Here is a 25243-nt window from a genome sequence, read left to right as displayed (position 1 = left end):
TCTCCACTGACTCACAAATTACGCGATATTCTATTCATACTTCATACAATTTTACGCATGTTCTTCAACAAACCGATGCCAAGATATGCCATGATAATGGCAAAGCAGGGATTGAGCAGATTCAACAAGGCATACGGCACATACTCCAGCGTTGTAACACCAAGTGTAGCAGCATAAAAAGTACCAGTAGTTGTCCAGGGAACCAGCGCCGCTGTCAGCGTCGCACCTTCCTCTACTGAACGGGACAATATCGCTTTATCGATGTCTTTTTCTTCATAGAATCCTTTGAATAACTGGCTATTCAAAATAATCGAGATATACGCTTCACCCAAGGCAAGATTACAGACAAACCCTGCAGCAATTGTAGTTGCGATCAGCGTGCCGATGCGTCTGATAAACATGATAATGTTTATCAGCATGACCCGCAAAAACCCGGCGTGATGCAAAATGCCACCCAATGCCAGTGCCATAATCGACAATAGCAGTGTCCATGCCATACTATATATGCCACCGCGTCCAAGCAACTCATCCAGATTTTTAATACCGGTTGACCCTTCAGAATTTAACCAGAGCGCGTTCAGAACATCGATACCGCTTTTCCCCTGATACACAATTGCAATCAACATGGCGATAAAAATACTGATCGACATACTGACTTCTGGCGCGTACCGCTTGATGCTCATAGCAAACATGACCAATAACGGCAACAGTGTAATCGTCGGATTTAGCAGATAAGCATTGTTTAACGCCAACCTGACAGAATTGTTAGTCGTTTCAGTTGTCGCATCGTAGAGTTGCGCATCAGCATACTTTAATCCAATCAGAACAAACAGACACAACACAATCAAGAACGTGGGTACTGTAGTAAACAACATGGAATAGATATGGCGGTAAAGACTTGTTTCAGCACTCATGGCGGCCAGGTTCGTTGTGTCTGAAATTGGCGACAGTTTATCGCCAAATGTAGCGCCCGAGATAATCATACCGGCGACAACCGGCAATGGAATACCCATTGCGTCACCAATACCCATGAGAACTACCCCCAGTGTGCCAACGGTACCCCACGATGTACCAGTTGCCACTGACATCAGACAGCATAAAATCAATCCAACAGGCAAAAAAATTACAGGATTGAGGAAATCAAGTCCGTAAAATAACAAACTGGCAATCGTACCGCTTTGCATATAGCTGGCAATTACCATTCCAATCAGCATAAAAATATACAATGCCGGCAGCGCTTTATAAATGCCATGATTCATCATCTGCCTGATCGCAAGAAAAGAGTGACCAAGCCAAGCCGCCTGCATGGCAGTCCAGACCAAAGCAAGAAATATGATCGCGTGCAAACTGGCCTCGAAAACAAACAACCCCAATGAAATCATTAAAAACACGCCCATGAAGCATGTCACTGCGTGAATAAATGAAGGATTTTTTTTATCCGCAAATGCCACGTTTAACTGCTTATTATTTTCCATCGTTTTTTCAGGATTTTGATCAATATTGTTTATTCTTCAGGTTCAGTGAACAAGCAGGATTATTTTTCATATCCGGCCAGCCGCTTCCCGAATTAAAATATTTAAACAACAAAGGTCAATCCCGATACCGTTTCAGAGTCAATATCCATTTCATCTTGATTCCTGAACCCATTCCAAAAAAACGGTTTAATGGTCACATTCTACGCACCAGATAAAGCCGTGCCATTAACTTTTGCTCAGGTTTGTTGGAATCTTCATAAGATTTTTTATACCGCCAGATAGTATTGCTGTTTTTTTTGCCGATTAACTATTGTCAGTTTATTCCTTTTAATGGCAAGATTGCGTTATCTTTTTATCCTGATATCCTGAAAGATCTAGTTAGTCTAGTTAAAAACTTTCAGTCAGGTCAATCTAGGCAATGAGATGCACTCACCACCTATGGATACATTTAAATACAAAAATCAGCAAAATATCTGGATCTTGGCACTTCTGTTTGTGATGATCACGGGACCAGTTTTTGCCGGACCATATTGTGGTGAAGTGGACAATACGACATTTGGACCGTTTGACTACACTGACCCAACAAAAAAAGAAGAACTAAAGGTTGTCGAAACACATCACTTTGATCGTAATGTAGAGAATCTGATCGCAGGTACGACAAGCTCAATTGGTGGAGATTTGAACTACACGTTAAGCGCTTTTCCTAACCATCACAAAGCGCTGCACACATTGAGCAGACTTGCTTTAAGAGACAAAATATCCAGACCTGAAGGAACCCGATATACTGTTTTATGCTATTTTGACCGAGCAATCCGTTTCAAGCCGAAAGATCCAGTAGTCCGCGTGATCTTTAGTAATCACCTGCTCAAACAAAACAAACTGGACATGGCGCTGGAGCAATTACAAATTGCCAACGATATTGAACCTGACAACCCCACAACTAACTATAATTTAGGATTACTCTATTTAAAAAAGAGAAACTATGAAAAGGCCTTGCTTCACGCCAAAAAAGCATACGAACAAAATTTTCCGTTGCCTGGACTTAAAAACAAACTGGTTGCCGCCGGTAAATGGAAATAATCATTAATACTCAATAGAGATTTAGCACTCCATATTTTTCCATATACATCGATTGCCATTTTCTTTGGCAATTCCTGCCAGCAAACGGTTATGCAGCTCTAGTTCCTGAGCGCTCGCAACTACTATTCGCAGATTCAGATTGCTGACATCATATTCAATTTGACCGCCGGTCTGCATATCACTGTCCAGATCCATCATCAGACTTTCCTGACCACGAGTCATCGCAAGATAAACTTCGGCGAGCAGTTCTGCATCAAGCAATGCTCCGTGCAGTGTTCTTTTCGAATTATCGATCTTATAACGTTCACATAAGGCATCAAGATTATTACGTTTGCCCGGATGCAGATCTTTCGCCAGTTTGAGTGTATCGGTGATGCGCGCGCAATACGCATCTATGGATGACAATCTCTCAAGACCGAGCTCTTGATTTAAAAAACCCACATCAAATGGTGCATTATGTATTACCAGCTCTGCATCATAAATAAAATCGAGGAAATCTTTGGCAATTTCTTTAAATTTTGGCTTGTCTTCGAGAAATGCACGGGTTAGACCATGCACTTGGAGCGCACCCTCGTCACTGTCGCGCCCCGGATTCAGATAATGATGAAAATGACTTCCGGTTAGCTGCCGGTTGCTGATCTCAACTGCAGCAATTTCAACGACCCGATGCCCAAGTTTGTATTCCAGCCCTGTAGTTTCAGTATCGAGTACAATTTGCCGCATGATCAGGAAAGCTGTTCGGCTATAACTTTATCGACACCACGATTTGCCAACGCATCGGCACGCTCGTTACCTTCATGTCCAGCATGACCACGGACCCAGAGCCACTCCACATCATGCTTCTGCGATAATTGATCCAATGTTCTCCACAAATCCTCATTCTTGACCGGCTTATTATCAGCTGTTTTCCAGTTCCGCGCCTTCCAGGCCTGCATCCATTGACTGATACCATTATGTACATACTGTGAATCCGTATATAAATGCACCTTGCAGGATCGTTTCAACAATTCCAGCGCTCGAATTGCAGCAATCAGCTCCATTCGGTTATTGGTTGTATGTTTTTCCCCACCGAATATTTCCTGCTCGTGCGCACCATATCTCAAAACAGCACCCCACCCACCAATACCCGGATTTCCTTTACAGGCACCATCAGTGTATATTTTAACTACTCTAGTTTCTTTCATCATTTTTTGATCTGCACAACATTAGTCACAAATTCGTCACCTTTTGTTTAATTGCAGACCTGCTATGAATTCCTTTGCTTAATGCGCTGCGTAGCAGCAGCGATCTTCTTTTTTCCGGCCAAACTGCTTTTCCAACTAGGTTTGATTACACGCATACCATATTTATGCTTAACCGCGTGCAAAAAATATACGCCGCCTGAGATTGGCCACCAGCGATCACCCGCATCTTCCATAAACCTGAATCGCTGACGCCAGTTATCCTGTTTGAAAGGCGGCGTATAGCAACACAGTTTGCCGCCTTTCATCTCAAAATTGAACAGTTTTAACCAGTCCTTTAACCTCGGTAATGCAATAAAATCTCCATTCCAAGGAAACTCTTCTCGCTCTGACACAAAAAAATTGTGTACACCCCATAAACTGATTGGGTTAAAGCCGGAAATAACGACATGACCTTCGGGGATCAGCACACGATAAACCTCCCGTAGAATTTGATGCGGATTTTTATTAAACTCAAGAACATGGGGTACGATTACCAGATCAATCGTATCGCCGGCAATTGGCAGATGATCACTGGCTGCTTTCATTTCGTTATCGCACTCGGTACCCGCTGTGAAACGCAACGGCATGCGGTTCATTCTCAGAAAATCAAAGTATGGCATGCCTAATTGCATGGCGTTATAACCAAAAATATTTGCAACTGCCTGGTCAAAATATAAAAATTCATGTTCGACAACATACTGTCCGAGAGGTGTTGCAAACCATTGCCGAGCGGTTATTGCAGTCATACCTGTAAATTTAAACGGTTCATAAGGTTGGTCAGAGCTTATATTTTAATTTAAGCTATAAGGATACTCACTCAAATTCTACAAAATTCTACATCATTAAAAACTGACATGACGACATTGCGTATTTATCCAATACCCGCATTCAGAGATAATTATATCTGGATAGTTCACGACACAGCGTCTGCTGTAGTTATTGACCCGGGAGACGCACACCCCGTACTTGATTATCTGCAGTCGAAAAAACTGCAACTCGACGCTATTTTGATTACACATCATCACAATGATCATACTGGCGGTAACCTCGCACTACTAGACCGGTTTGATGTGCCGGTATACGGCCCAGAGCACGAAGCGATTTCAACCGTGTCTCATCCTTTGCGAGATGGAGAAATAGTTGTCCTCCCGTCATTATCTCTGTCACTCGAAGTAATTGAAGTGCCTGGACATACGCTGGGACATATTGCCTATTTTGGACTGCCACCCGGGCCAGATCAAAAACACATACTATTTTGTGGAGACACGTTGTTCGCCAGTGGCTGCGGGCGATTGTTCGAAGGAACCGCGCAGCAAATGTACCAATCGCTGCAAAAACTGGCAGACTTGCCTGATGACACTCTGGTCTATTGTACTCACGAATATACACTTAGCAATATCAGTTTTGCCCGAACTGCAGAACCCGATAACGTCGATCTTCAGCAACTGGAACAACATGCCAGTCAGCTACGCTGCAACAACAAGCCAACACTACCCTCAACCATAGCAATGGAAAAAGCATGCAATCCGTTTCTACGCTGCAATCACCCTGAAATAATCAGAACAGCCAGTCTGTATGCCGGAAAAAAGCTGCATGAACCGCTTGATGTCTTTACCGCATTACGCGAATGGAAAAATAACTTTTAAGCGTCTTATTCCTGAAACAGGATAAATGAAAACGGACTTCTGGCCGGTTGGCCGGAAGTCCGTCATAATGCAAAGGTATCAGTCGATGAATGACTGATCTCAAACCAGATTGCCTGAGTTTCTATGGTTTGGCTGCACGCAATACTGGATAGCCCTGGGTAAATACCTGATCCTGTGCCGCATGCTCTTGATGACATGCTGAGCAGGCCGAGTCTTCCTGAATCGCACCATGTCTTGCACCTTCAGGAAATCCAAAATAAGCCCAGTTTCCCGGACGATCGGGATATCGTTTCTCACTTTTGACCATAGCTGCAATGCCATTAAATTCACCTGGGAAATAACCATTTCCACTAGGCGATTCTTTTCCTCGAACGCTGACAAGCTCTTTCACTATTACAGTATTGTTACGAAACTCACCGGTTTTCTTCCAGTATTCGAAGCTGCCCGGATCTATATAAACATTATGGAATTCTGGAAATGCAGCGGCGCCATCATTCATATCATTCGGTGTAACACTAGAACCAATGAAGACCCACTCACGATAATTTCTAGGTGTATACAATTCGTTATCTTGTGTGAATCGACCATACAACCGTTCTCCAGATGCAACAGCTTGTGATGTAACACTCAACATACCGGCCATTAACAGTGGAGCAATACCGCAAAATAAAGCTTTTTTAAACTTTGACATAATAAGCCCTTTAAATGGTTAACGAAAAACCCGAAAACAGCCTGGAAAGCCATTTCCCAGCCTTATGTTAAAGAGACATGTTACACTCGTCAAGAGGCAAAAAATTCAAAGTGATATCACGAAATATGGCCATTGTATTTTTGGATCATTCTCAAACACTATTATTTTCTGGCAGATCCTTTAGCAAAATTACAATTAACTTGCTTATAGCAAAAACAGGGTTGCAAGGCTTAAAAAAATGAAAAAACCACCACTATCGGTAACCGCAGTAATCATTACGCTGGAACCCAATGCCGGATCTCGACCAAGCTTCCTTAATGTTAGCGGAATTAACACACCAAGCAATGCAGCAAGAAGCAGATTCAGCAACATCGCCAACATCATGACAAGACCCAGTTCTACGTTCTGATAAATTGCAAATGTAAACAATCCGACCACGCCCCCCCAGATGAGGCCATTGACGACACTGACACCAATTTCCTTGCCAATCAGCTTCCAGGCACTTCCCGCTTTAATTTGCTCCAACGCAAGCGCACGGACAATCATGGTAATTGTCTGATTACCGGAATTACCGCCTATACCGGCAATAATCGGCATGAGCGCCGCAAGTGCAACCAGCTTTTCTATAGAATCTTCAAACAAGCCAATCACACGCGAGGCGATAAATGCAGTAACCAGGTTAATCGCAAGCCATACCCATCGGTTTCGCACGCTTCGCAGCACCGGCGCAAAAAGGTCTTCTTCTTCGCGCAAACCAGCAAGATTCAGCGCATCATATTCAGCTTTTTCCTGTATAAAATCAATTACCGTATTTACGGTTACACGACCTAGCAACTTCTTGTCATGGTCGATGATAGAAGCAGAAACCAGATCATAACGCTCAAATGCGTGCGCGGCATCTTGCGCCTTATCGTCCGGATGCAGCGTGATCATTTCTTTGGTCATAACATCCGCAACCAGCATTTCAGGGTCGCTAACCAATATTTTGTTGATCAGCAGCACCCCTTTCAAATGTTCATTTCTGTCAACGACAAACAGTTGATCCGTATGGTCAGGCAGTTCTTCAAGACGACGCAAATAGCGTAATACAACCTCGAGACGCACATTTTCACGGACTGTAATCACATCAAAGTCCATCAACGCGCCCACGGCATCTTCCGGATATGACATGGCTGCACGCAACTGTTCTCGTTCAGCAATCGGAAGCGACCGAAAAACATCCTCCATCACATCCTGAGGCAAATCAGGCGCAAGGTCCGCGATCTCGTCTGCATCCAATTGCTCAGCAGCTGCAACCAATTCATGCGCCCCCATATCCGTAATCAATGTTTCCCGTATGGCGTCGGAGGCTTCCAGCAATACGTCACCATCATATTCCGGTCTGACCAGTCCCCAGACCAATAATCTGTCCTCCAGCGGTAAAGATTCCAGAAGGTCTGCTATATCCGCCGGATGAAGTTTGTCCACCAGTCGCTGCAACTCTTTCAGATTTTCTTTCTGGATGGCCGATTCTGCAAGTGCGTTACCTGTTTCACTCTGCAGATCGACGAAACCCTGCAACAACTTGTATTTATTTAGCAATGAAATAACGCGCTGTAACTGAGTATGCAGTTTCTCGTTTTCTTCGTTATTATTTTTTTCAGTCATAGCAGGTCAATCCTTGTGTATTCTCGTAATCATCGCAGGCAAAAAGAGAACCATGCTCAACGAAACAAAAAGCACTTCGTTAGTCGTTATTCTTGCAATAGCATAAACGCTTTGAAGCAAGACTGACAAACGTAATAAACAGGCAAAACAATGCCTGTACGATAGGCGTCTATTCAACTGAACCTTCAGGGTATCTTCGCCGAATGCAAACGATTGAGCAGAATATCTCGCTTTCTCAATAAATGCGGAGAATTTTGATTCTTATCATAAAAACGTGGATTGGTCACCATAGCCGCCAGATATGTCGCCTGCCGTTTTGTTAAAGACGCAGACGATCGACCAAAATAATGCTGAGCCGCTGCCTCTACACCAAAAACGCCGTTACCCCACTCAATCATATTCAGATAAATCTCCAGAATACGCTGCTTGGACATCACGGTTTCCAGCATTACTGTAATAATGGCTTCTTGAAATTTCCGCCATACGGACTTCTGCTCGGAAAGAAAAAGATTTTTAGCCAGCTGCTGGCTGATAGTCGAACCGCCAACTGTTATTTGACCTTGTGATAAATTCTTCTTCAGCGCATTCCGAATTGCATCATAGTCAAAACCTTTATGCTGAAGAAACTTGCTGTCCTCAGCAACAATAATCGCCCGTTTCATTTCATAAGAAATTTTCCTGTAAGGCACCCAGGTATGACGCAGCGATGCAGCCGGATTCTCTTCACGCAAAATTTTCATCCGGGACTCCATAAACGCACTGCTCGGCGGGTTGTTGTGTTTCCAGTAAAGCACATGACTCATCAACCAAAGCTGATACACAAACAACATGTAAATCAACAGCAGAAACAATCGCCAGAACCAGCGCCTGAGCGTCCCTGTATATCCTGCTGTTTTTCCTTTAACAACTCTTCTCGCTGTTTTCTTTTTCTTCTTCATGGGTGATGTTTCAATTCACTAACATTGTATTGAATAATGTACTTGAACAATCAGCACAAGACAAAATCGATGACAACACATAAAATTTAAATTTTAAATGACTGCGGACCGGTTCAGATTTCCAATGAACACATCACACCGATGGGAAACTATCTTGATTCAACAAGAACAGCGAAAACTTTTGCCCTTTTAGGAACCGTGGTAATCGCATAGAACTATTTTTAGCAGTCTGCAACGCCTTCCCGCCGGCTATCGTCTAGTTACCAAAAAACAACAAAAGTGAATTATACGGAGATCGGCATTTACTGGATTACGGGGAACATGCCTGACCATTCCACCGTTGGAACATCATCTGACATGGTTGAATAATCAATACAGGCAATCTATGATAATCATGACCATTTGTTTACTGGACAAATAGTCTGCGGTACTGGAACCGACTTACTCTTACTACAGACATATTTGCACCAATGACACATGGAAAAATATTCAGTAGCTACTGTGTTCATTGATAGGCAAGGTACAATGCGTCGAAGAAGGAGCGGTACAACTGCGAAAGCGATTTTTTAATCAATCATCTGATAATAAAGTTATTTCTGTTATCGTATCGCTCTCCATCGATGTTGAAAATAGTGGCGTAAAATACGAAGAGAATGCCTGAATCTAAGCCACCTGCCAAGAATTGTGGTCCGCTTCTGTTATGATGCTCTGCTCAAAGTAAAATTATAAACAAGATAATAACCACCTCGTTCAACCAGGGTTATGTTGATGTTAATCGGGCCGCTCGAATACTCCGCCACACCAGAGTAATTAAGCCGCTTTTCACCAAACAAGGAAAATACACTCGATATGCGTGAAAAATCCAGTTCATCAATGGAATAAAATCTGCCAAAACTGCGATAGTGATCAAGCAATTGATCCAGTTGCTCGTCGGTGATGGTCTGTTTCGCTTCCGGCGCAAGATGCCTGAGCAAAGGCTCCTTTTCCCAGGTGGAGATTTCTGCCAGAATTTGTGCTACGGCTGGCTCAGCCGATTGACTGTATTGTTTTTTTTCCCGGTCCGTATAAAAATACAGCATAATCACTACAGTCAGCAGAATAGCGATAATAAAACGCAATGTATGAGTTTGCATAATTGAAAACAATTAAAATGATTAAATCGGGCAAGAACGGTTCTCATTCTTCCCATAACTCTCCCTGTATGCCACTTCTGGGCAATGGCAGTCCAAAATGACGGTAAGCGATAATTGTCGCCATACGGCCCCGTGGTGTACGTTTAAGAAATCCTTGCTGAATCAAATACGGCTCCAGCACATCTTCAATGGTGTCACGTTCTTCTCCGATAGCAGCGGCAAGATTATCAACACCGACCGGCCCACCTTCAAATTTCTCCAAAACAGACAATAGCAGCTTTCTGTCCATGACATCCAGACCAGTCGAATCGACATCCAGCATGCTCAAGGCAGCATCAGCAATTTGTTTCGTCACCTGACCATTGGATTTGACTTCGGCATAGTCACGCACACGGCGCAACAAGCGATTAGCAATGCGCGGCGTACCCCGTGAACGTCGCGCAATTTCCAAAGCACCGTCCGGTGTCATCTCTACATTAATCAACCCGGCTGATCGTTCCACAATTTTACTTAATTCATTCGCTGTATAAAATTCCAACCGCGAAACAATACCGAAGCGATCGCGTAGCGGATTTGTCAGCATACCGGCACGCGTAGTTGCACCAACCAGTGTAAACGGCGGCAAATCCAGTTTGACAGATCGTGCTGCCGGGCCTTCTCCGATCATAATATCCAGCTGATAATCTTCCAGCGCCGGATACAGAATTTCTTCAACCATTGGCGACAAACGGTGTATTTCATCGATAAACAACACGTCATTCGGCTCCAGGTTTGTCAGCAAAGCAGCAAGGTCGCCGGGACGCTCCAGCACGGGACCGGACGTATGACGTAAATTGACGGTCATTTCTCTGGCGATGATATGCGCCAGCGTGGTTTTACCGAGTCCCGGCGGGCCAAACAACAAAACATGATCCAGTGCCTCCTGGCGTCGGCGTGCAGCTTCGATGAAAATACTCAATTGGCCGCGGATTTTTTCCTGACCAACGTAATCCTCAAGCATTTTCGGACGTAAAGCGCGTTCCAGGACTTCTTCCTGAGATGAAGATGTAGTAGCATTGATTAGTCGGTCCGTTTCAATCATAACGCCGAAATTTATTTATCCCTTGACAATTGCTGCAAAGCACGGCGAATACCCTCCGTCACAGTCGCATCCGGAGGTATCTGCTTGATCGCCCAGTCAACTTCGCGTTCATTATAACCCAGAGACAACAGCGCGTTCATTACGTCTAGAGTCTGGTCAGCAGTACCAACTGAGGAAGTCAAGTCGTCAGCAGCGGCAACCAGTTTCCCTCGCAATTCCAGCAAAAGTCGTTCCGCTGTTTTTTTTCCGATTCCGGGTATTTTCACCAGCCGTGCACTATCATCCGATTCGACAGCATGTTGCAAATCGGCGACAGTCATGCCGGATAGTAGTGCCAACGCAGTTCTTGCGCCGATTCCTGAAATTTTGACAAGTTGACGAAAAACTTCACGTTCTTTCTCGGTTGCAAAACCGAATAACAAATGCGCATCATCCCGAACCATAAGATGCGTATACAGTATCACCTGTTCACCCGGTGCCGGAAGATCGAAAAAAGTGTTCATCGGCACATCGACTTCATAACCGATGCCCGCGACATCCAGTACGATTCGCGGCGGCTGCTTCGCCAGCAGAATACCCTGCAGTCTGCCGATCAAACCAGTCTTCCTCTTTTCATACGCAAGCCCGACGAAAACTTGCCCAATCCCGAACCACCGTGCGCGTGGCAAATTGCGCAAGCCAGCGCATCGGCAGCATCTTTTCCGGGAATACCTGTAAGGCTAAGTAACTGTATTACCATGGACTGAACCTGGTCTTTGTGTGCATGTCCGTTTCCAACAACTGCCTGTTTAATTTGCAGTGCAGTATATTCAGACACATCAAGATTATGTAGCACCGCCGCACAGATTGCTGCTCCCCTGGCCTGCCCCAATAATAACGTCGACTTGGGATTGACATTGACAAACACTTGTTCAACAGCAACCTGGTCGGGCCGGTAGTGTGAAATAATCTCTCGCAGATTATCCATTATTAACTTAAGACGGGCCGGTAATGTGCCTTTAGGAGTCCTTACGCACCCACTACCGACATACTTTAATTGATGCGCGCGCCAGTCAATAACACCAAATCCTGTGGTACGCAATCCCGGATCTATACCTAGAATTCGAATATGACCACCTGTGTTTGAATTTACTCATCAAGTACCGCTGTGGTATAAACAGCCTGAACGTCATCCAGGTTTTCCAGTGCGTCAAGCAGCTTCTGCATTTTGACCGCATCGTCACCAGTTAAAACGGTTTCATTGATAGGCTTCATTGTCACTTCTGCCAATTCCGCAGTAAAGCCGGCATTTTCCATTGTCTCCTTCGCAGAAACAAATTCATAAGGTGCAGTAACGACTTCAACACTTCCATCATCATTGCTGATAATATCTTCGGCCCCGGCCTCCAGTGCTGCTTCCATAAGTTTATCTTCCGGTGTACCCGGCGCAAATATAAACTGTCCACAATGCTTGAATTGAAAAGCAACCGAACCATCAGTACCCAAATTACCACCGAATTTACTGAATGCATGACGCACATCCGCAACAGTTCGCATACGGTTATCCGTCATGCAATCGACCATCACCGCAGCACCTGAAATTCCATAACCTTCATACCGGATTTCTTCGTAATTGACGCCCTCAAGATCGCCACTACCACGCTTTATAGCACGCTCCACATTGTCTTTGGGCATATTCTGACCAAACGCTTTGTCCATGGCGAGACGCAATCGCGGATTACTGTTTGGGTCTCCGCCGCCCAAGCGGGCAGCTACGGTTATTTCTTTAATTAAGCGGGTAAAAATCTTACCGCGTTTGGCGTCTTGTGCTGCTTTCTTATGCTTGATATTTGCCCATTTACTGTGACCTGCCATTTATTTTATATCCTGTATTAAGAAAGTTTATCTTACCATTCGCCACAACCAGGAAAAAAGAAAAATACAGCACTCAATACAGCATGAATCCAAAGAAAAATTCAAACAGTTTCATTTATTCCACCGTTACCGCTTTTGCAAGATTTCTGGGTTTGTCCACATCGGTACCTTTGACAAGGGCAACATGGTAAGCCAGTAATTGCAGCGGTATCGTATGTAAAATCGGACTCAGAATGCCCGCATGCTCAGCCAGTCGAATAACGTGAAGACTATCACTTTCTTCAATCTCAGTGTCCGCATCAGCAAATACATATAATTCCCCGCCCCGGGCGTTTACTTCCTGCAAATTTGATTTAAGCTTCCCCAGCAGCTGATCATTTGGCGCTATGGCAACAACCGGCATATCCCTGTCTACCAGTGCCAACGGACCATGCTTTAATTCCCCAGATGCATACGCTTCGGCGTGAATATATGAAATTTCCTTTAACTTCAATGCACCTTCCATCGCTATCGGATAATGCATTCCACGACCAAGAAACAACGCATGACGTTTTTCAGAGAAACGCTGCGACCACTCTTGTACTTCAGGTTCTATCTGCAACGATGCTTGCAGCGCAGCTGGTAAGTGCCGTAACATGGCAATCATTTCGCGCTCTTTTTCAATCGATAACTTGTTGCGCATCTTTGCCAGCAACACAGTTAATAACAATAACGAAGCAAGTTGCGTGGTAAATGCTTTTGTCGAAGCAACACCAATCTCCGGCCCTGCACGCGTTAAAAACCGCAAATCCGTCTGTCTGATCAGCGCACTTTCTGCAACGTTACAGATTGCAAGACTGTGTAAATGGCCCAGTTGTTTCGCATAATTCATCGCAGCCAGCGTGTCTGCAGTCTCGCCAGATTGAGATATACCCACAACCAGCGTATGAGGATCTGCAACAGGATTACGATAACGATATTCACTGGCTATTTCAACGGCACATGGCAGTCCAGCGACGGATTCCATCCAGTACCGCGCAACGAGGCCAGCATGGTAACTTGTACCGCAGGCAAGAATAAGCAAACTATGCGTTTTCGAAAATATTTTCTCGGCAGCGTTACCAAACAGACCGGGAGAAACAGATTGAGCATTAAATACCATTTCAAGCGTATTAGCCACGGCACTCGGCTGCTCAAAGATTTCCTTTTGCATAAAGTGATCGTATGGTCCCATATCGATCGCATCACTCGTCAAATCGCTTTGATGAACAGGTCGCTGAACTTCCCTGCCTATATAACCCTCCGAGCAATCGAAAATATGGTATTGATCTTTATACAGCTCAGCAACATCGCCTTCTTCGAGATAAATCATATTGCGGGTTGTCTGCAGCAACGCGGACGCATCCGAGGCCGCATAAATACCATCCTCACCCAATCCTAATAATAATGGGGCGCCGTTACGGGCGACTACGATTCGTTCGGGATTTTCCTCTTCCATCACTGCGATGGCGTACGCACCCTGCAGCTCAGATATCGACAAACAAACCGCTTTCAGCAGATCCGTCGTATTTTTTAAATTATATGCAATCAAATGTGCAATGACTTCAGTGTCCGTATCCGACACGAATTCATAGCCCTCTGCCTGCAACTGCTTGCGCATTGATTCATGATTTTCGATAATACCGTTATGAACAACGGCAATTCTGGAATCAGTTCCTGATAAATGGGGATGCGCATTCCGTTCAGATGGTTCACCATGCGTCGCCCACCGTGTATGCGCAATACCCGCTAGTCCATAAGTACTTTGATCTTCAGCCTTTTTTTTCAACTCGGCAACACGACCAGCAGTTCGCAGTCTCTGCAGTCCATTATTGGTAATCACCAGGCCTGCTGAGTCGTATCCCCTATATTCAAGACGTAACAATCCTTCAAGTAAGACGGGAACAACATTGTTATTTGCAACAGCACTCACAATTCCGCACATACGATTTATTCCTGTACCAGTAATTAATATGCAAAACGGTTATGTTTTCGATGGACGCTTCCATCCGGATATACTGATCTGCTTTGATCTTGAAAGGGTTAATTCATTTTTAGGGGTATCCTTGGTTATCGTCGATCCAGCACCAATAGTGGAACCATATGCAACTGTTACCGGTGCAACCAGTTGCGTATCGGAGCCAACGAACACATTATCCTCGATAACTGTTTGATGTTTGTAGGCGCCATCATAATTACAAGTTATCGTGCCCGCACCGATATTGACATTCTCCCCGATCGTAGTGTCTCCAATATAACTGAGATGATTTACTTTACTGCCAGATGCAATACTGCTTTTTTTTACCTCAACAAAATTACCAATGTGTACATTGTCGATAAGCTGCGTTTCCGGTCGGATTCTTGAGTACGGGCCGATTCTGCAATTTGCACCAATTTTTGCATCTTCAATATGACTGAATGACAGTATTGTAGTTTTCTCTGATACTGAGACATCCTTTAACAGACAATTAGCTTTGATTTTAACTTGGTTACCTAAAATAACTGTTCCTTCAAAGACACAATTAACGTCAATCTCAACATCCGCACCGCAAATTAACTCTCCGCGAACATCTAACCTTGCTGGATCACGCAATAGAACTCCCTTTTCCATTAAATTTTGCGCGTAATTATTCTGGTAGATCCGCTCGAGTTCTGCCAGCTGCACCTTGCTGTTGACGCCCATTATTTCCCAGCTGTGCATGGCGGGTGAAGACACCACTGGCACATCCTGTGCAACTGCCATCTTAACAATGTCTGTCAGGTAATATTCCATCTGAGCATTATTAGTTTCCAGTTTTGGCAGCCATGAATGCAAATATTCATTTGGAATAACCATGATTCCGGTGTTGATTTCCGTTATCGCCTTTTGTACGCTGTTAGCGTCTTTTTCCTCAACTATGTTTTTGATTTCACCACTGTTTTCGTCACGAATAATCCGTCCATAGCCATAAGGATCGTCAAGTATTGCTGTGAGAATGCCACATGCACGTTTTTTTGTAGCATCTACAAGTAGTTTAAGAGATGCAAGGCTGACAAGAGGCACATCCCCATATAGTATTAAGGTCATACCTTTCTTATCTAAATGTGGTTTCGCCTGTAAAACTGCATGTCCCGTTCCTAATTGAGGCTCTTGTGTAACCCATGTCAGGTTTGGATCATTAATAACATTCTTTACATGATCTGCACCATGACCGATCACAATACAAATTTGATTTGGGGCCAGTTCATTTGCCAAATTCAGAACATGCACGAGCAATGCTTTGCCAGCTAGTGTATGCAACACCTTAGGCATAGATGAATGCATGCGTTTTCCCTTACCTGCTGCCAAAATAACTATATTCAGTTCAGACGTCATCGTAAACACTCCCCTCTTGCGAAACCATGCGATTTACTCAACTGGTTATTAGATTGTATTATTGTTCCGTACACCAACTCTGCGTCTGAAAACGCACAATACCACACGTATTACTGGAGATGAAGTAATTATCCAGTTCCGATTTGCTCGTTAAATATCAATAACAAAGATCACTGATAAAAAAAAAGGCGACATCCAATTGTCGCCCCTAGCTTATATTCATGAATATTGTACTAATGTCTGCGTTTTCTTAACTTCTCAATAGCTGCTAATTGCGCTACAGCCTCCATTAATTCGGCCTGCGCGCGAGCATAATCCAGCTCTGAAGTTCGGTCTTTCATTGCATCTTCAGCTGCGCGTTTTGCCTCTATTGCTTTCGCCTCATCCAGGTCGTGGCTACGTATCGCTGTGTCGGCCAATATTGTAACTACATCTGGCTGAACTTCAAGCATTCCCCCAGAGACATACACCAATTCTTCTTCTTTTAGTTGCGCTTTGATTCTTACCATTCCTGACTTAATCTTCGTCAGCAAAGGTGTATGTCGCGGATATATACCCAGTTCGCCCATGAGTGCGGGCGCAACGAGAAACTCTACGGGACCCGAATAAATAGATTCTTCGGCACTGACAATATCCAGATGAAAAACTGTACCCATTTTTGTATATACTCGTTATTGAATGCTTTTGGCTTTTTCTACCGCTTCTTCAATACTGCCAACCATATAAAATGCCTGTTCCGGTAAATCATCATATTCTCCAGTAACAATGCCTTTAAATCCTTTAATCGTTTCTTTCAAAGGTACATATTTGCCTGGTGCACCGGTAAATACTTCTGCCACATTAAAAGGTTGGGAAAGAAAGCGCTGGATTTTACGTGCCCGGCCAACAGCCAGTTTGTCTTCGGCTGACAGCTCATCCATACCCAGAATCGCAATAATATCTCTTAATTCTTTGTAACGCTGTAATGTTTGTTGTACTTGGCGAGCGGTATTATAGTGCTCTTCTCCAACAACTAAGGGATCGAGCTGTCTCGATGTTGAATCCAACGGATCTACAGCCGGATAAATTCCAAGTGATGCTATATCCCTTGATAACACTACAGTAGCATCCAAATGGCCAAAGGTTGTTGCAGGCGACGGGTCAGTCAAGTCATCGGCGGGCACATAGACGGCCTGAATGGATGTAATTGAACCTGTTTTAGTTGATGTAATACGTTCCTGCAAACGCCCCATTTCCTCCGCAAGTGTGGGTTGATAACCTACAGCAGAAGGCATACGCCCCAATAATGCTGACACCTCTGTACCGGCAAGTGTATAACGATATATATTGTCAACAAAGAACAGGACATCCCGGCCTTCGTCTCGAAATGCTTCAGCCATGGTTAAGCCTGTCAGAGCAACGCGAAGCCTGTTCCCTGGTGGTTCATTCATTTGTCCATAAACCAATGCTACTTTATCCAGTACGTTCGAGTCCTTCATTTCATGATAAAAGTCATTACCCTCGCGTGTTCTCTCTCCGACACCCGCGAAAACGGAATAACCACTATGTTCAATAGCGATATTCCTAATCAGCTCCATCATGTTGACAGTTTTACCAACGCCTGCACCACCGAACAGACCCACTTTACCACCTTTAGCAAATGGGCAAATCAGATCAATAACTTTAATACCGGTCTCGAGCAATTCAGTCGACGCCGATAATTCATCAAAGGCTGGTGCCTGACGATGAATTGACATTACCTGCTCAGAGCCAATCTCACCCATTTCGTCTATTGGACGACCCAGTACATCCATGATCCGTCCAAGTGTTTTAGTACCAACCGGAACTGTAATCTCAGCTTCGGTATTCGTAACTGTCATGCCGCGACGCAAACCATCGGAAGAGCCTAGCGCGATTGTGCGTACCACACCATCACCCAGTTGCTGTTGAACTTCCAATGTCAGATCAGAACCTTCCATTACCAATGCATCGTAAACTTTTGGAATGGAATCACGATCGAATTCCACGTCTACCACCGCACCAATACACTGAACAATTTTTCCTTGACTCATTGTTTTATCCTAAATACTTTTTATTTAAACAGCTGCTGCGCCGCCCACAATTTCCGACAACTCTTTGGTAATAGCCGCCTGCCGTGACTTGTTATAAACAAGTGTTAATTCATCGATTACGTTACCTGCATTATCTGATGCCGCCTTCATTGCCACCATTCGCGCAGATTGTTCAGAAGCCATATTTTCCGTCACTGCCTGATAGATGAGCGCTTCTACATAGCGAACCATAATATCATCTATAACCGGTTTCGCTTCTGGCTCATAAATATAATCCCAGCCGGTAGACGATGCATTTTTATCGCTGTCTTGGTCAGATTTCATCTTCTCATCACTGAGCGGCAGCAATTTTTCCATAACAGGCTCTTGCTTCATGGTATTGATGAAACGATTATAAAAGATATAGACGCGATCAAAGCGGTCTTCATTGTAGCTATCCAGCACAACTTTAACTGCTCCAATCAACTTTTCCATATCCGGTCTATCACCTAAACCGACAACCTGTGATATGACATTTGCTTTGAGTCTGTTCATGAATCCCAGGCCCTTGCTGCCTATACAGCTGACTTCAACCTCTTCGCCTTCAGATTGCCATGATTTGATTTCGCTCAGGGCACGGCGAAGCACGTTTGTATTAAGTCCACCGCACAAACCCTTGTCAGAAGTTATCACGATTATACCAACGCGTTTGACGGTATCACGCTCAACCAAAAATGGATGCCGATATTCGGTGTTTGCACGACTCATATGCGCAGCAACATTACGTATTTTTTCACCATACGGCCTGGCTTTTTTCATACGGTCCTGAGCCTTGCGCATCTTGGATGCAGCAACCATTTCCATTGCGCGAGTAATTTTCTGCGTATTTTTTACGCTTTTGATCTTATTGCGTATTTCTCTGCTGCCTGACATTGCTTAGTAGGTTCCGTTTTTCTTGAATTCTTCTATTGCAGCCACAAGTTTCTTTTCAGTATCCGCATCAAGTTCTTTGGTGCTTTCAATTTTTTCCAAAATTGATGCATGCTGGCCACGAATATAGCTTTTCAGCGCTGCTTCGAATGCAAGTGCGCGATTTACTTCTACATCATCAAAATAGCCGTTGTTGATTGCAAACAACGTCAATGCCATTTCTGAGACACTCAATGTAGCATATTGAGGTTGCTTCATCAGCTCTGTAGCCATTTTACCGCGATCAAGCTGCTTTCGAGTCGCCTCATCCAAATCGGATGCGAACTGTGCAAATGCCGCCAACTCTCTGTATTGAGCCAACGCCAGACGTATACCACCACCCAGCTTTTTAATGACTTTCGTTTGTGCCGCACCACCAACACGCGAAACAGAAACGCCTGCGTTGATAGCAGGACGTATACCGGCATTAAACAAGTCTGTTTCCAGGAAGATTTGTCCGTCAGTAATTGAAATCACATTTGTTGGTACAAACGCTGTAACGTCGCCGGCTTGTGTTTCAATAATAGGCAATGCAGTCAACGACCCTGTTTTACCTTTTACTGCACCATTTGTCTCTTTTTCCACATAATCTGCATTAACCCTAGCCGCTCTTTCCAACAGGCGTGAATGTAAGTAAAACACATCACCCGGATATGCTTCACGACCTGGCGGCCTCCTAAGCAGTAGTGAAATCTGGCGGTATGCCCATGCCTGTTTTGTTAAATCATCATAAACGATTAGTGCATCACGACCGGTATCACGGAAAAACTCTCCCATCGTACAGCCGGAATAGGGTGCAATAAACTGCATAGCTGCTGATTCCGATGCGGTTGCTGCTACCACGATCGTATATTCCATAGCGCCATGCTCTTCTAGTTTGCGAACCACATTCGCAATTGATGATGCTTTTTGCCCGATAGCCACATAAATACAGAGCATATCCTGGCCTTTCTGGTTAATAATCGCATCGATTGCTACAGCGGTTTTACCCGTTTGGCGATCCCCGATTATCAACTCACGCTGGCCTCGACCAATAGGCACCATAGAATCAACTGACTTCAAACCAGTTTGAACAGGCTGATCCACTGATTTGCGCCATACTACACCTGGAGCAATTTTTTCAATAGGCTCCGATCTTTCAGAAGTAATAGGACCTTTTCCATCAATCGGCTGTCCAAGGGCATTTACTACACGCCCAAGCAATCCTTCTCCTACAGGAACCTCCAGGATTCTTCCAGTGCACTTAACTGTGTCTCCTTCAGAAATATGCTCATATGCACCCATGATCACAGCACCTACTGAATCCCTTTCCAGATTAAGTGCAAGCCCATAGGTATTGCCTGGAAACTCCAGCATCTCACCTTGCATGACATCCGATAAACCATGTATTCGAACAATACCATCTGTTACCGAGACAATGGTACCTTGCGTACGTACTTCTGCTGTATCAGCAAGTCCTTCTATCCTATTTCTAATCAGCTCACTGATTTCGGATGGATTTAACTGCATTTCTTTTTAACTCCTAGCTTTTAAGGGCACTAGCCATTGCTTGTAGTTTACCGCGAATGGAAGCATCGAATATTTCATCGCCAACTTCTACAATCACGCCACCGACTAACTCCGGATTCACCTGAACTTTTGCGTCTATTTTCCTGTCGAATTTCCGCTCCAGTGACGCCACTAATTTCTTTAATTGTCCGCTGTCCATTTCAAACGCCGAAATAATGGTTGCTTCGAGCATACCTTCATGCTGTGATTTTAGATGCTCATAAAGTTGACTTATTTGTGGCAGAATACCGATTCTATTATTTTCTGCCAGCATTAACAGAAAATTACGGCCTTCCTGATTAAACCTGGACTTGCCAATTTCAAGCAGCAATTCTCCGAGCTGTTTTGCCGACACGACCGGATTTCCTATAAGCCCTTTAATCTGCTCCTGCTGAGATATGTCCGCCGCATCCCTGAGCATATTCGACCAATCAGAAAGCTTATTTTTAGCTACTGCCAGCTTGTAGACCGCTTCAGCATAGGGCCGGGCAACCGTTACTGCTTCTGCCATTATTTTAAATCTTCCTCAATTGTTGCAAGCAAATCTGCATGTGCTTTTGCATCGACTTCCCTGCGAAGAATTTTTGATGCGCCTGCAATTGCCAGTTCTGCAGCATGTTGGCGCAACGCTTCTTTTGCACTGAAGATCTCGTGGTCTATTTCTGCTTTCGCGCCTGAAATAATACGACCACCTTCTTCTTTAGCTGTTTTTTTAGATTCCTCAACAATCTCTGAAGCGCGTTTCTCAGCCTGCTGAATAATCTCTGCCGCCTGCTGTTTAGCCTCTTTCAAAATTTCTGAAGATCGTTGACTTGCCAGTTCCAGCTCATGCTTCCCGCGCTCTCCTGCCGCCAGACCGTCTGCAATCGTTTTCTGGCGCTCTTCAATTGCCTTTAACAATGGCGGCCAGACAAACTTAACTGTAAACCATATGAATGTTGAAAATGCAAGCGCCTGAGAAATTAATGTAAAGTTAATATTCATGACCAACCCATATTGGTTTTAAACAAAATTGAATTATTGTATAACTGCCAACAATGGATTACCAAATGCAAACAACATTGCCAAACCTACTGCAATAATAAATGACGCATCAGTCAAGCCGAGCAGCAGAAACACTTTACCTTGCAAAGTCGGAATCATTTCTGGCTGGCGCGCAGCACCCTCCAGAAAACGGCTACACATCACACCCACACCAATACAAGCACCTGCAGCACCCAATCCAATCATCAGACCAATACCGATCCCGGTGTATGCTTGAATCAATGCCAAATACTCTATATTCTCCATGCCTTTTCCTTTAGTTTATGATTAAAGATTTCCAATAAAAAACTTTTAATTAATTAGTTAGTTAGTGCGACTCATGCGCCATCGAAATATAAACCACAGCAAGCATCATGAATATAAATGCCTGTAGCGTCACAATCAAAATATGAAAAATAGCCCAACCCGCACCGAGTATTGCACCAAAGAACGCACCCGCCACTCCAGTCGCAGCCCACATGCCTAACAGCAAGAAAATGATCTCCCCTGCATAGATATTCCCGAACAAACGTAGCGAATGCGACAATGGCTTGGATACATATTCAATAAAATTAAAAAGCAGATTCAAAATCCACAGCAATGGATTCTTCCCAAAAGGCGTGCAAAACAACTCGTGCATCCATCCGCCCAGCCCTTTAACTTTTACACTGAAAAATATCATTAAAAACCAAATGGACAGCGCCAGTGCAAACGTCGTGTTCACATCCGTAGTAGGTACAATTTTCCAGTAATGCAAGCCAAAAACATTTTCCGTAACCCATGCCGTGATATCGATTGGCATGATATCCATGGTATTCATCAAGAGCACCCAGACAAAAATTGTCAACGCGGTAGGCGCAACAAAGACATGCCTGTTTCCATGGAATGTATTTTTCACTTCGTTATCGATAAATTCGATCATCAATTCAACAAATGCCTGTCGCCTGCTCGGCACACCGGGTGTCGCTTTACGCACAACAAGCCACACAAACCCGATGCCGAGAAAACCGAGAAGTATTGATGTCACCAGTGTATCTATGTGCAATGTCCAGAATGCGCCTTCATTGACTTGCACCGTCATATGCGTCAAATGATGATCAATATATTTCGTTGGGGTTAGTTCTGAATCTGCTGCCATTCGCAACCTGTTATATAGTAAGAATAAATTTTAGTTGATGCGGTCTGTATTTTTGCTATCTGATACAAACAATGCCAAGCTGTGTGCAATCACCGTTAATATAAAAATGCCAATGAATGCATATGCTTTGACGCCGTCATACGTTTTGAACACAATCCACAGCAAGGTAATTGTTAAAAAAATCTTTACGGCTTCTGCTCTTAAAGCTGTCCTAATTGTCCCGCCAGCTGAATAACCTTTGTGACGTGAGACTATTATCGCAAATGCCGCTGAGGAGATAATACTAACCATTCCTCCGAGAAATGCCGATACGGCATACTGCAAATCCATCAGCAGTGCCAATACACATGTCGCCACAATTGTAATTAACAACTGCCAGCGTAGAACAATCACAAGTGGTTTAACTGTTATCCAAGATGCCATCTATACCTGTCTATCCTGGAACAAGACCTTATAATCTTCTCTACGCCTAAAAAAAGCGGGATTCTATACTGATCTGCTAGCTCAGTCAATGTAAAAATCTTGTTCGCCCCAACTAATGAGTTTTATTTTGCCTGGTCGCGTATTTTACCAATTTCATATTCACATTTCGACATTTTGGCAAACGTTTCAAGCTATTTACGGCGTTACTCAGATTGAAATTGCAAAGTAGCCAGTTGTGCATACAAATGACTGGTCGTCATTAATTCAGCATGCGTGCCCAGTGCCTCCAATCGCCCATGGTTGAGTACCGCAATGCGATCGGCCGACTGCACAGTTGATAATCGATGCGCAATCACCAGTGTAGTGCGATTGATCATTAATCGTTTCAATGCCTGTTGTACCCAGAATTCACTTTGCGCATCCAGCGCACTGGTTGCTTCATCAAGCAGCAGAATGGGGGCATCAGCTAGAATTGCACGTGCAATTGCCAATCTTTGTTTTTGGCCGCCTGATAACCCTAGTCCAAGATCACCAATTTTTGTCCGGTATCCATGTGGCAGTTCCTCTATGAATTCATGTGCATATGCGGCTTTCGCCGCAGCCTCAACACTTATTTGATCGGCATCAGGTTTTCCATATTGCAGATTCTCAAGAATAGTGCCATAAAACAATGCAGGGTTCTGTGATACTAATGCGTAACATCGGCGCAGGTCGAACAGATCCAGTTGTCGTATATCAATGCCCTCCAGTCTGATACATCCCGACCGGCAGTCAAAAAAACGCAGCAGCAGATCAAACAGCGTCGATTTACCAGCGCCTGACGGGCCTACCAGGGCCATAGTTTCACCTGCATGAATGCGCAGTGACAACTTGTCGATCACCGGAGTTTGCGGACGCGAAGCATAAGCAAAGGATATTCGATCAATTTCGATCTGACCGGAAACCCTGGGAAGCAATTGTTTTATTTGTGGCGATGTAATTTCGTTCGGTGCATGGAGCAATTCCATAGTTCGTTCCGCAGCACCTGCCGCACGTTGCAGTTCACCAATTACTTCCGATATCGAGGCTACAGCCGATCCGACAATCACGCTATAGAAAACAAATGCAGCCAGTTCCCCACCGCTGATACGGCCTTCAATGACATCGATACCCCCGATCCAGAGCATGACACCAACAGCGCCTAGAACCAGCACTATCACCATTGTCACCAATAACGCACGCTGTATAGTCCGATGCTTCGCGACTCTAAAAGCTTCCTCTACAGAATCGAAAAATTTGCGCTGGTCGATAGGTTGATGATTATAGGCCTGTACCGTTTTAATCTGACCGAGAATTTCCCCGACATAAGCGCCGACCGCAGCCACCCTATCCTGACTTATTCTTGACAAACCACGGACTCTGCGTCCAAAAATCAAAATGGGAACGACAACTAACGGGACACATATCATTACGATCACAGTGAGTTTCGCATTGGTAATAAACAACCAGACGATACCACCTAACATCATAATGAAATTTCTCAATGCAAACGAAATCGATGAACCAATCACCGATTGCAGCAGCGTCATATCTGCGGTCAAACGGGATTGAATTTCAAGGCCACGATTATTCTCAAAAAAACCGGGGTGCAGATGAATAAGATGATTAAATACTTTGCATCGAATGTCAGCAATCACACGCTCACCGAGCCAGGTAACCCAATAATAACGAGTAAATGTGCCTATGGCCAATGCACATACTAAACCTAAAAAAACCAATACATACTGACCCAATAGGTCTTTTGACTGGGTTGCAAAACCCTGATCTATCAGCAGGCGAATTCCTTGCCCAATCGACAGAGTGATAGCCGCAGTAAGCAGTAAAGCTGACAGCCCATATAAAACCTGTCGTTTGTAAGGTGCAACAAAGCCGAGCAGCTTTCTAACCGTCGACCACCGGTTATTATCTGCAGATAACAGATCCATCAAACCG

At 44.2% G+C, this 25243-nt stretch carries 26 protein-coding genes; 2 read left to right on the top strand and 24 right to left on the bottom strand.

Features of this window, described 5'->3' with window-relative positions; translation table 11 throughout:
• Nucleotides 1-41: 41 nt before the first annotated feature.
• Complete coding sequence (gene nhaC, locus BMY62_RS02795; protein WP_090656293.1) at nt 42-1475, bottom strand: Na+/H+ antiporter NhaC; 1434 nt, start codon at nt 1473-1475, stop codon at nt 42-44.
• A 438-nt stretch (nt 1476-1913) separates the two neighbouring features.
• Here nhaC and BMY62_RS02785 point away from each other — a divergent pair, with 438 nt between their 5' ends.
• Nucleotides 1914-2555: a tetratricopeptide repeat protein gene (locus BMY62_RS02785; RefSeq protein ID WP_256207400.1), complete on the top strand. Its 642-nt coding sequence runs from the start codon at nt 1914-1916 to the stop codon at nt 2553-2555.
• A 21-nt stretch (nt 2556-2576) separates the two neighbouring features.
• Here the strand turns inward: BMY62_RS02785 and dnaQ are convergent, their stop codons facing one another.
• Genes dnaQ through BMY62_RS02770 form a run of 3 tightly spaced genes read right to left on the bottom strand, consistent with a single transcriptional unit; the run spans nt 2577 to nt 4524 of the window.
• The gene (dnaQ, locus tag BMY62_RS02780) at nt 2577-3278 is read right to left on the bottom strand and encodes a DNA polymerase III subunit epsilon (protein WP_090656287.1); all 702 of its coding nucleotides are present in this window, start codon (nt 3276-3278) and stop codon (nt 2577-2579) included.
• A 2-nt stretch (nt 3279-3280) separates the two neighbouring features.
• Complete coding sequence (gene rnhA / locus BMY62_RS02775; RefSeq protein ID WP_256207399.1) at nt 3281-3742, bottom strand: ribonuclease HI; 462 nt, start codon at nt 3740-3742, stop codon at nt 3281-3283.
• Nucleotides 3743-3801: 59 nt separating this feature from the next.
• Nucleotides 3802-4524: a class I SAM-dependent methyltransferase gene (locus BMY62_RS02770; protein ID WP_090656284.1), complete on the bottom strand. Its 723-nt coding sequence runs from the start codon at nt 4522-4524 to the stop codon at nt 3802-3804.
• Nucleotides 4525-4632: 108 nt separating this feature from the next.
• Here BMY62_RS02770 and gloB point away from each other — a divergent pair, with 108 nt between their 5' ends.
• Entirely contained in the window at nt 4633-5424 is a 792-nt protein-coding gene (gene gloB / locus BMY62_RS02765; protein ID WP_177170273.1) for a hydroxyacylglutathione hydrolase, read from the top strand.
• A 121-nt stretch (nt 5425-5545) separates the two neighbouring features.
• On the opposite strand, the gene BMY62_RS02760 is transcribed toward gloB, so the two are convergent.
• From BMY62_RS02760 to BMY62_RS02665, 20 genes are all read right to left on the bottom strand, one after another.
• A complete protein-coding gene (locus tag BMY62_RS02760; RefSeq protein ID WP_090656281.1) occupies nt 5546-6115 on the bottom strand; it encodes a cytochrome P460 family protein in 570 nt (189 codons plus the stop codon).
• A gap of 204 nt (nt 6116-6319) precedes the next feature.
• Nucleotides 6320-7762 carry a magnesium transporter gene (mgtE, locus tag BMY62_RS02755; protein WP_090656277.1) on the bottom strand — a complete coding sequence of 481 codons (1443 nt, stop codon included), beginning with the start codon at nt 7760-7762 and terminating at the stop codon, nt 6320-6322.
• Between the two features lie 185 nt (nt 7763-7947).
• Nucleotides 7948-8700 carry a monofunctional biosynthetic peptidoglycan transglycosylase gene (mtgA, locus tag BMY62_RS02750; RefSeq protein WP_090656274.1) on the bottom strand — a complete coding sequence of 251 codons (753 nt, stop codon included), beginning with the start codon at nt 8698-8700 and terminating at the stop codon, nt 7948-7950.
• A 698-nt stretch (nt 8701-9398) separates the two neighbouring features.
• The gene (locus BMY62_RS02745; protein ID WP_090656567.1) at nt 9399-9833 is read right to left on the bottom strand and encodes a hypothetical protein; all 435 of its coding nucleotides are present in this window, start codon (nt 9831-9833) and stop codon (nt 9399-9401) included.
• A 43-nt stretch (nt 9834-9876) separates the two neighbouring features.
• Nucleotides 9877-10914 (bottom strand): Holliday junction branch migration DNA helicase RuvB, encoded by a 1038-nt coding sequence (ruvB, locus tag BMY62_RS02740; protein ID WP_090656271.1) that lies wholly within the window; start codon nt 10912-10914, stop codon nt 9877-9879.
• A gap of 11 nt (nt 10915-10925) precedes the next feature.
• Nucleotides 10926-11510 (bottom strand): Holliday junction branch migration protein RuvA, encoded by a 585-nt coding sequence (ruvA, locus tag BMY62_RS02735; RefSeq protein WP_090656268.1) that lies wholly within the window; start codon nt 11508-11510, stop codon nt 10926-10928.
• Nucleotides 11507-12022, bottom strand: a complete 516-nt coding sequence (gene ruvC, locus BMY62_RS02730; RefSeq protein ID WP_090656265.1) for a crossover junction endodeoxyribonuclease RuvC — start codon at nt 12020-12022, stop codon at nt 11507-11509. Before ruvC ends, ruvA begins: the two co-directional genes overlap by 4 nt.
• Before the next feature lie 20 nt (nt 12023-12042).
• On the bottom strand, nt 12043-12768 hold the full coding sequence (locus tag BMY62_RS02725) for a YebC/PmpR family DNA-binding transcriptional regulator (protein WP_090656262.1): 726 nt from the start codon (nt 12766-12768) through the stop codon (nt 12043-12045).
• A 115-nt stretch (nt 12769-12883) separates the two neighbouring features.
• Nucleotides 12884-14731, bottom strand: a complete 1848-nt coding sequence (gene glmS / locus BMY62_RS02720) for a glutamine--fructose-6-phosphate transaminase (isomerizing) (protein ID WP_090656259.1) — start codon at nt 14729-14731, stop codon at nt 12884-12886.
• A gap of 39 nt (nt 14732-14770) precedes the next feature.
• Nucleotides 14771-16141 carry a bifunctional UDP-N-acetylglucosamine diphosphorylase/glucosamine-1-phosphate N-acetyltransferase GlmU gene (gene glmU / locus BMY62_RS02715; protein WP_218142926.1) on the bottom strand — a complete coding sequence of 457 codons (1371 nt, stop codon included), beginning with the start codon at nt 16139-16141 and terminating at the stop codon, nt 14771-14773.
• 233 nt (nt 16142-16374) lie between these two features.
• On the bottom strand, nt 16375-16797 hold the full coding sequence (locus BMY62_RS02710; RefSeq protein WP_090656256.1) for a F0F1 ATP synthase subunit epsilon: 423 nt from the start codon (nt 16795-16797) through the stop codon (nt 16375-16377).
• Nucleotides 16798-16812: 15 nt separating this feature from the next.
• Complete coding sequence (gene atpD, locus BMY62_RS02705; protein ID WP_090656254.1) at nt 16813-18192, bottom strand: F0F1 ATP synthase subunit beta; 1380 nt, start codon at nt 18190-18192, stop codon at nt 16813-16815.
• A 24-nt stretch (nt 18193-18216) separates the two neighbouring features.
• Nucleotides 18217-19104, bottom strand: a complete 888-nt coding sequence (gene atpG, locus BMY62_RS02700; protein WP_090656251.1) for a F0F1 ATP synthase subunit gamma — start codon at nt 19102-19104, stop codon at nt 18217-18219.
• A gap of 3 nt (nt 19105-19107) precedes the next feature.
• The gene (gene atpA, locus BMY62_RS02695; RefSeq protein WP_090656250.1) at nt 19108-20649 is read right to left on the bottom strand and encodes a F0F1 ATP synthase subunit alpha; all 1542 of its coding nucleotides are present in this window, start codon (nt 20647-20649) and stop codon (nt 19108-19110) included.
• Nucleotides 20650-20662: 13 nt separating this feature from the next.
• Nucleotides 20663-21199 carry a F0F1 ATP synthase subunit delta gene (locus BMY62_RS02690; protein ID WP_090656247.1) on the bottom strand — a complete coding sequence of 179 codons (537 nt, stop codon included), beginning with the start codon at nt 21197-21199 and terminating at the stop codon, nt 20663-20665.
• Entirely contained in the window at nt 21199-21672 is a 474-nt protein-coding gene (locus tag BMY62_RS02685) for a F0F1 ATP synthase subunit B (RefSeq protein ID WP_090628084.1), read from the bottom strand. Before BMY62_RS02685 ends, BMY62_RS02690 begins: the two co-directional genes overlap by 1 nt.
• Nucleotides 21673-21705: 33 nt before the next feature.
• A complete protein-coding gene (atpE, locus tag BMY62_RS02680) occupies nt 21706-21978 on the bottom strand; it encodes a F0F1 ATP synthase subunit C (RefSeq protein WP_090628087.1) in 273 nt (90 codons plus the stop codon).
• Nucleotides 21979-22039: 61 nt separating this feature from the next.
• A complete protein-coding gene (gene atpB, locus BMY62_RS02675; protein WP_090656244.1) occupies nt 22040-22849 on the bottom strand; it encodes a F0F1 ATP synthase subunit A in 810 nt (269 codons plus the stop codon).
• 30 nt (nt 22850-22879) lie between these two features.
• A complete protein-coding gene (locus BMY62_RS02670; RefSeq protein ID WP_090656241.1) occupies nt 22880-23272 on the bottom strand; it encodes an ATP synthase subunit I in 393 nt (130 codons plus the stop codon).
• A 203-nt stretch (nt 23273-23475) separates the two neighbouring features.
• Complete coding sequence (locus BMY62_RS02665) at nt 23476-25236, bottom strand: ABC transporter transmembrane domain-containing protein (RefSeq protein WP_177170272.1); 1761 nt, start codon at nt 25234-25236, stop codon at nt 23476-23478.
• Between the last annotated feature and the right edge of the window lie 7 nt (nt 25237-25243).

Origin of the sequence: Nitrosomonas marina (assembly GCF_900111605.1) — a bacterium.
In the GTDB taxonomy this organism is placed as follows: domain Bacteria; phylum Pseudomonadota; class Gammaproteobacteria; order Burkholderiales; family Nitrosomonadaceae; genus Nitrosomonas; species Nitrosomonas marina_A.
The sequence above is the reverse complement of the archived record's forward strand: the minus strand, read 5'-3'. Positions and strand labels throughout refer to the sequence as shown.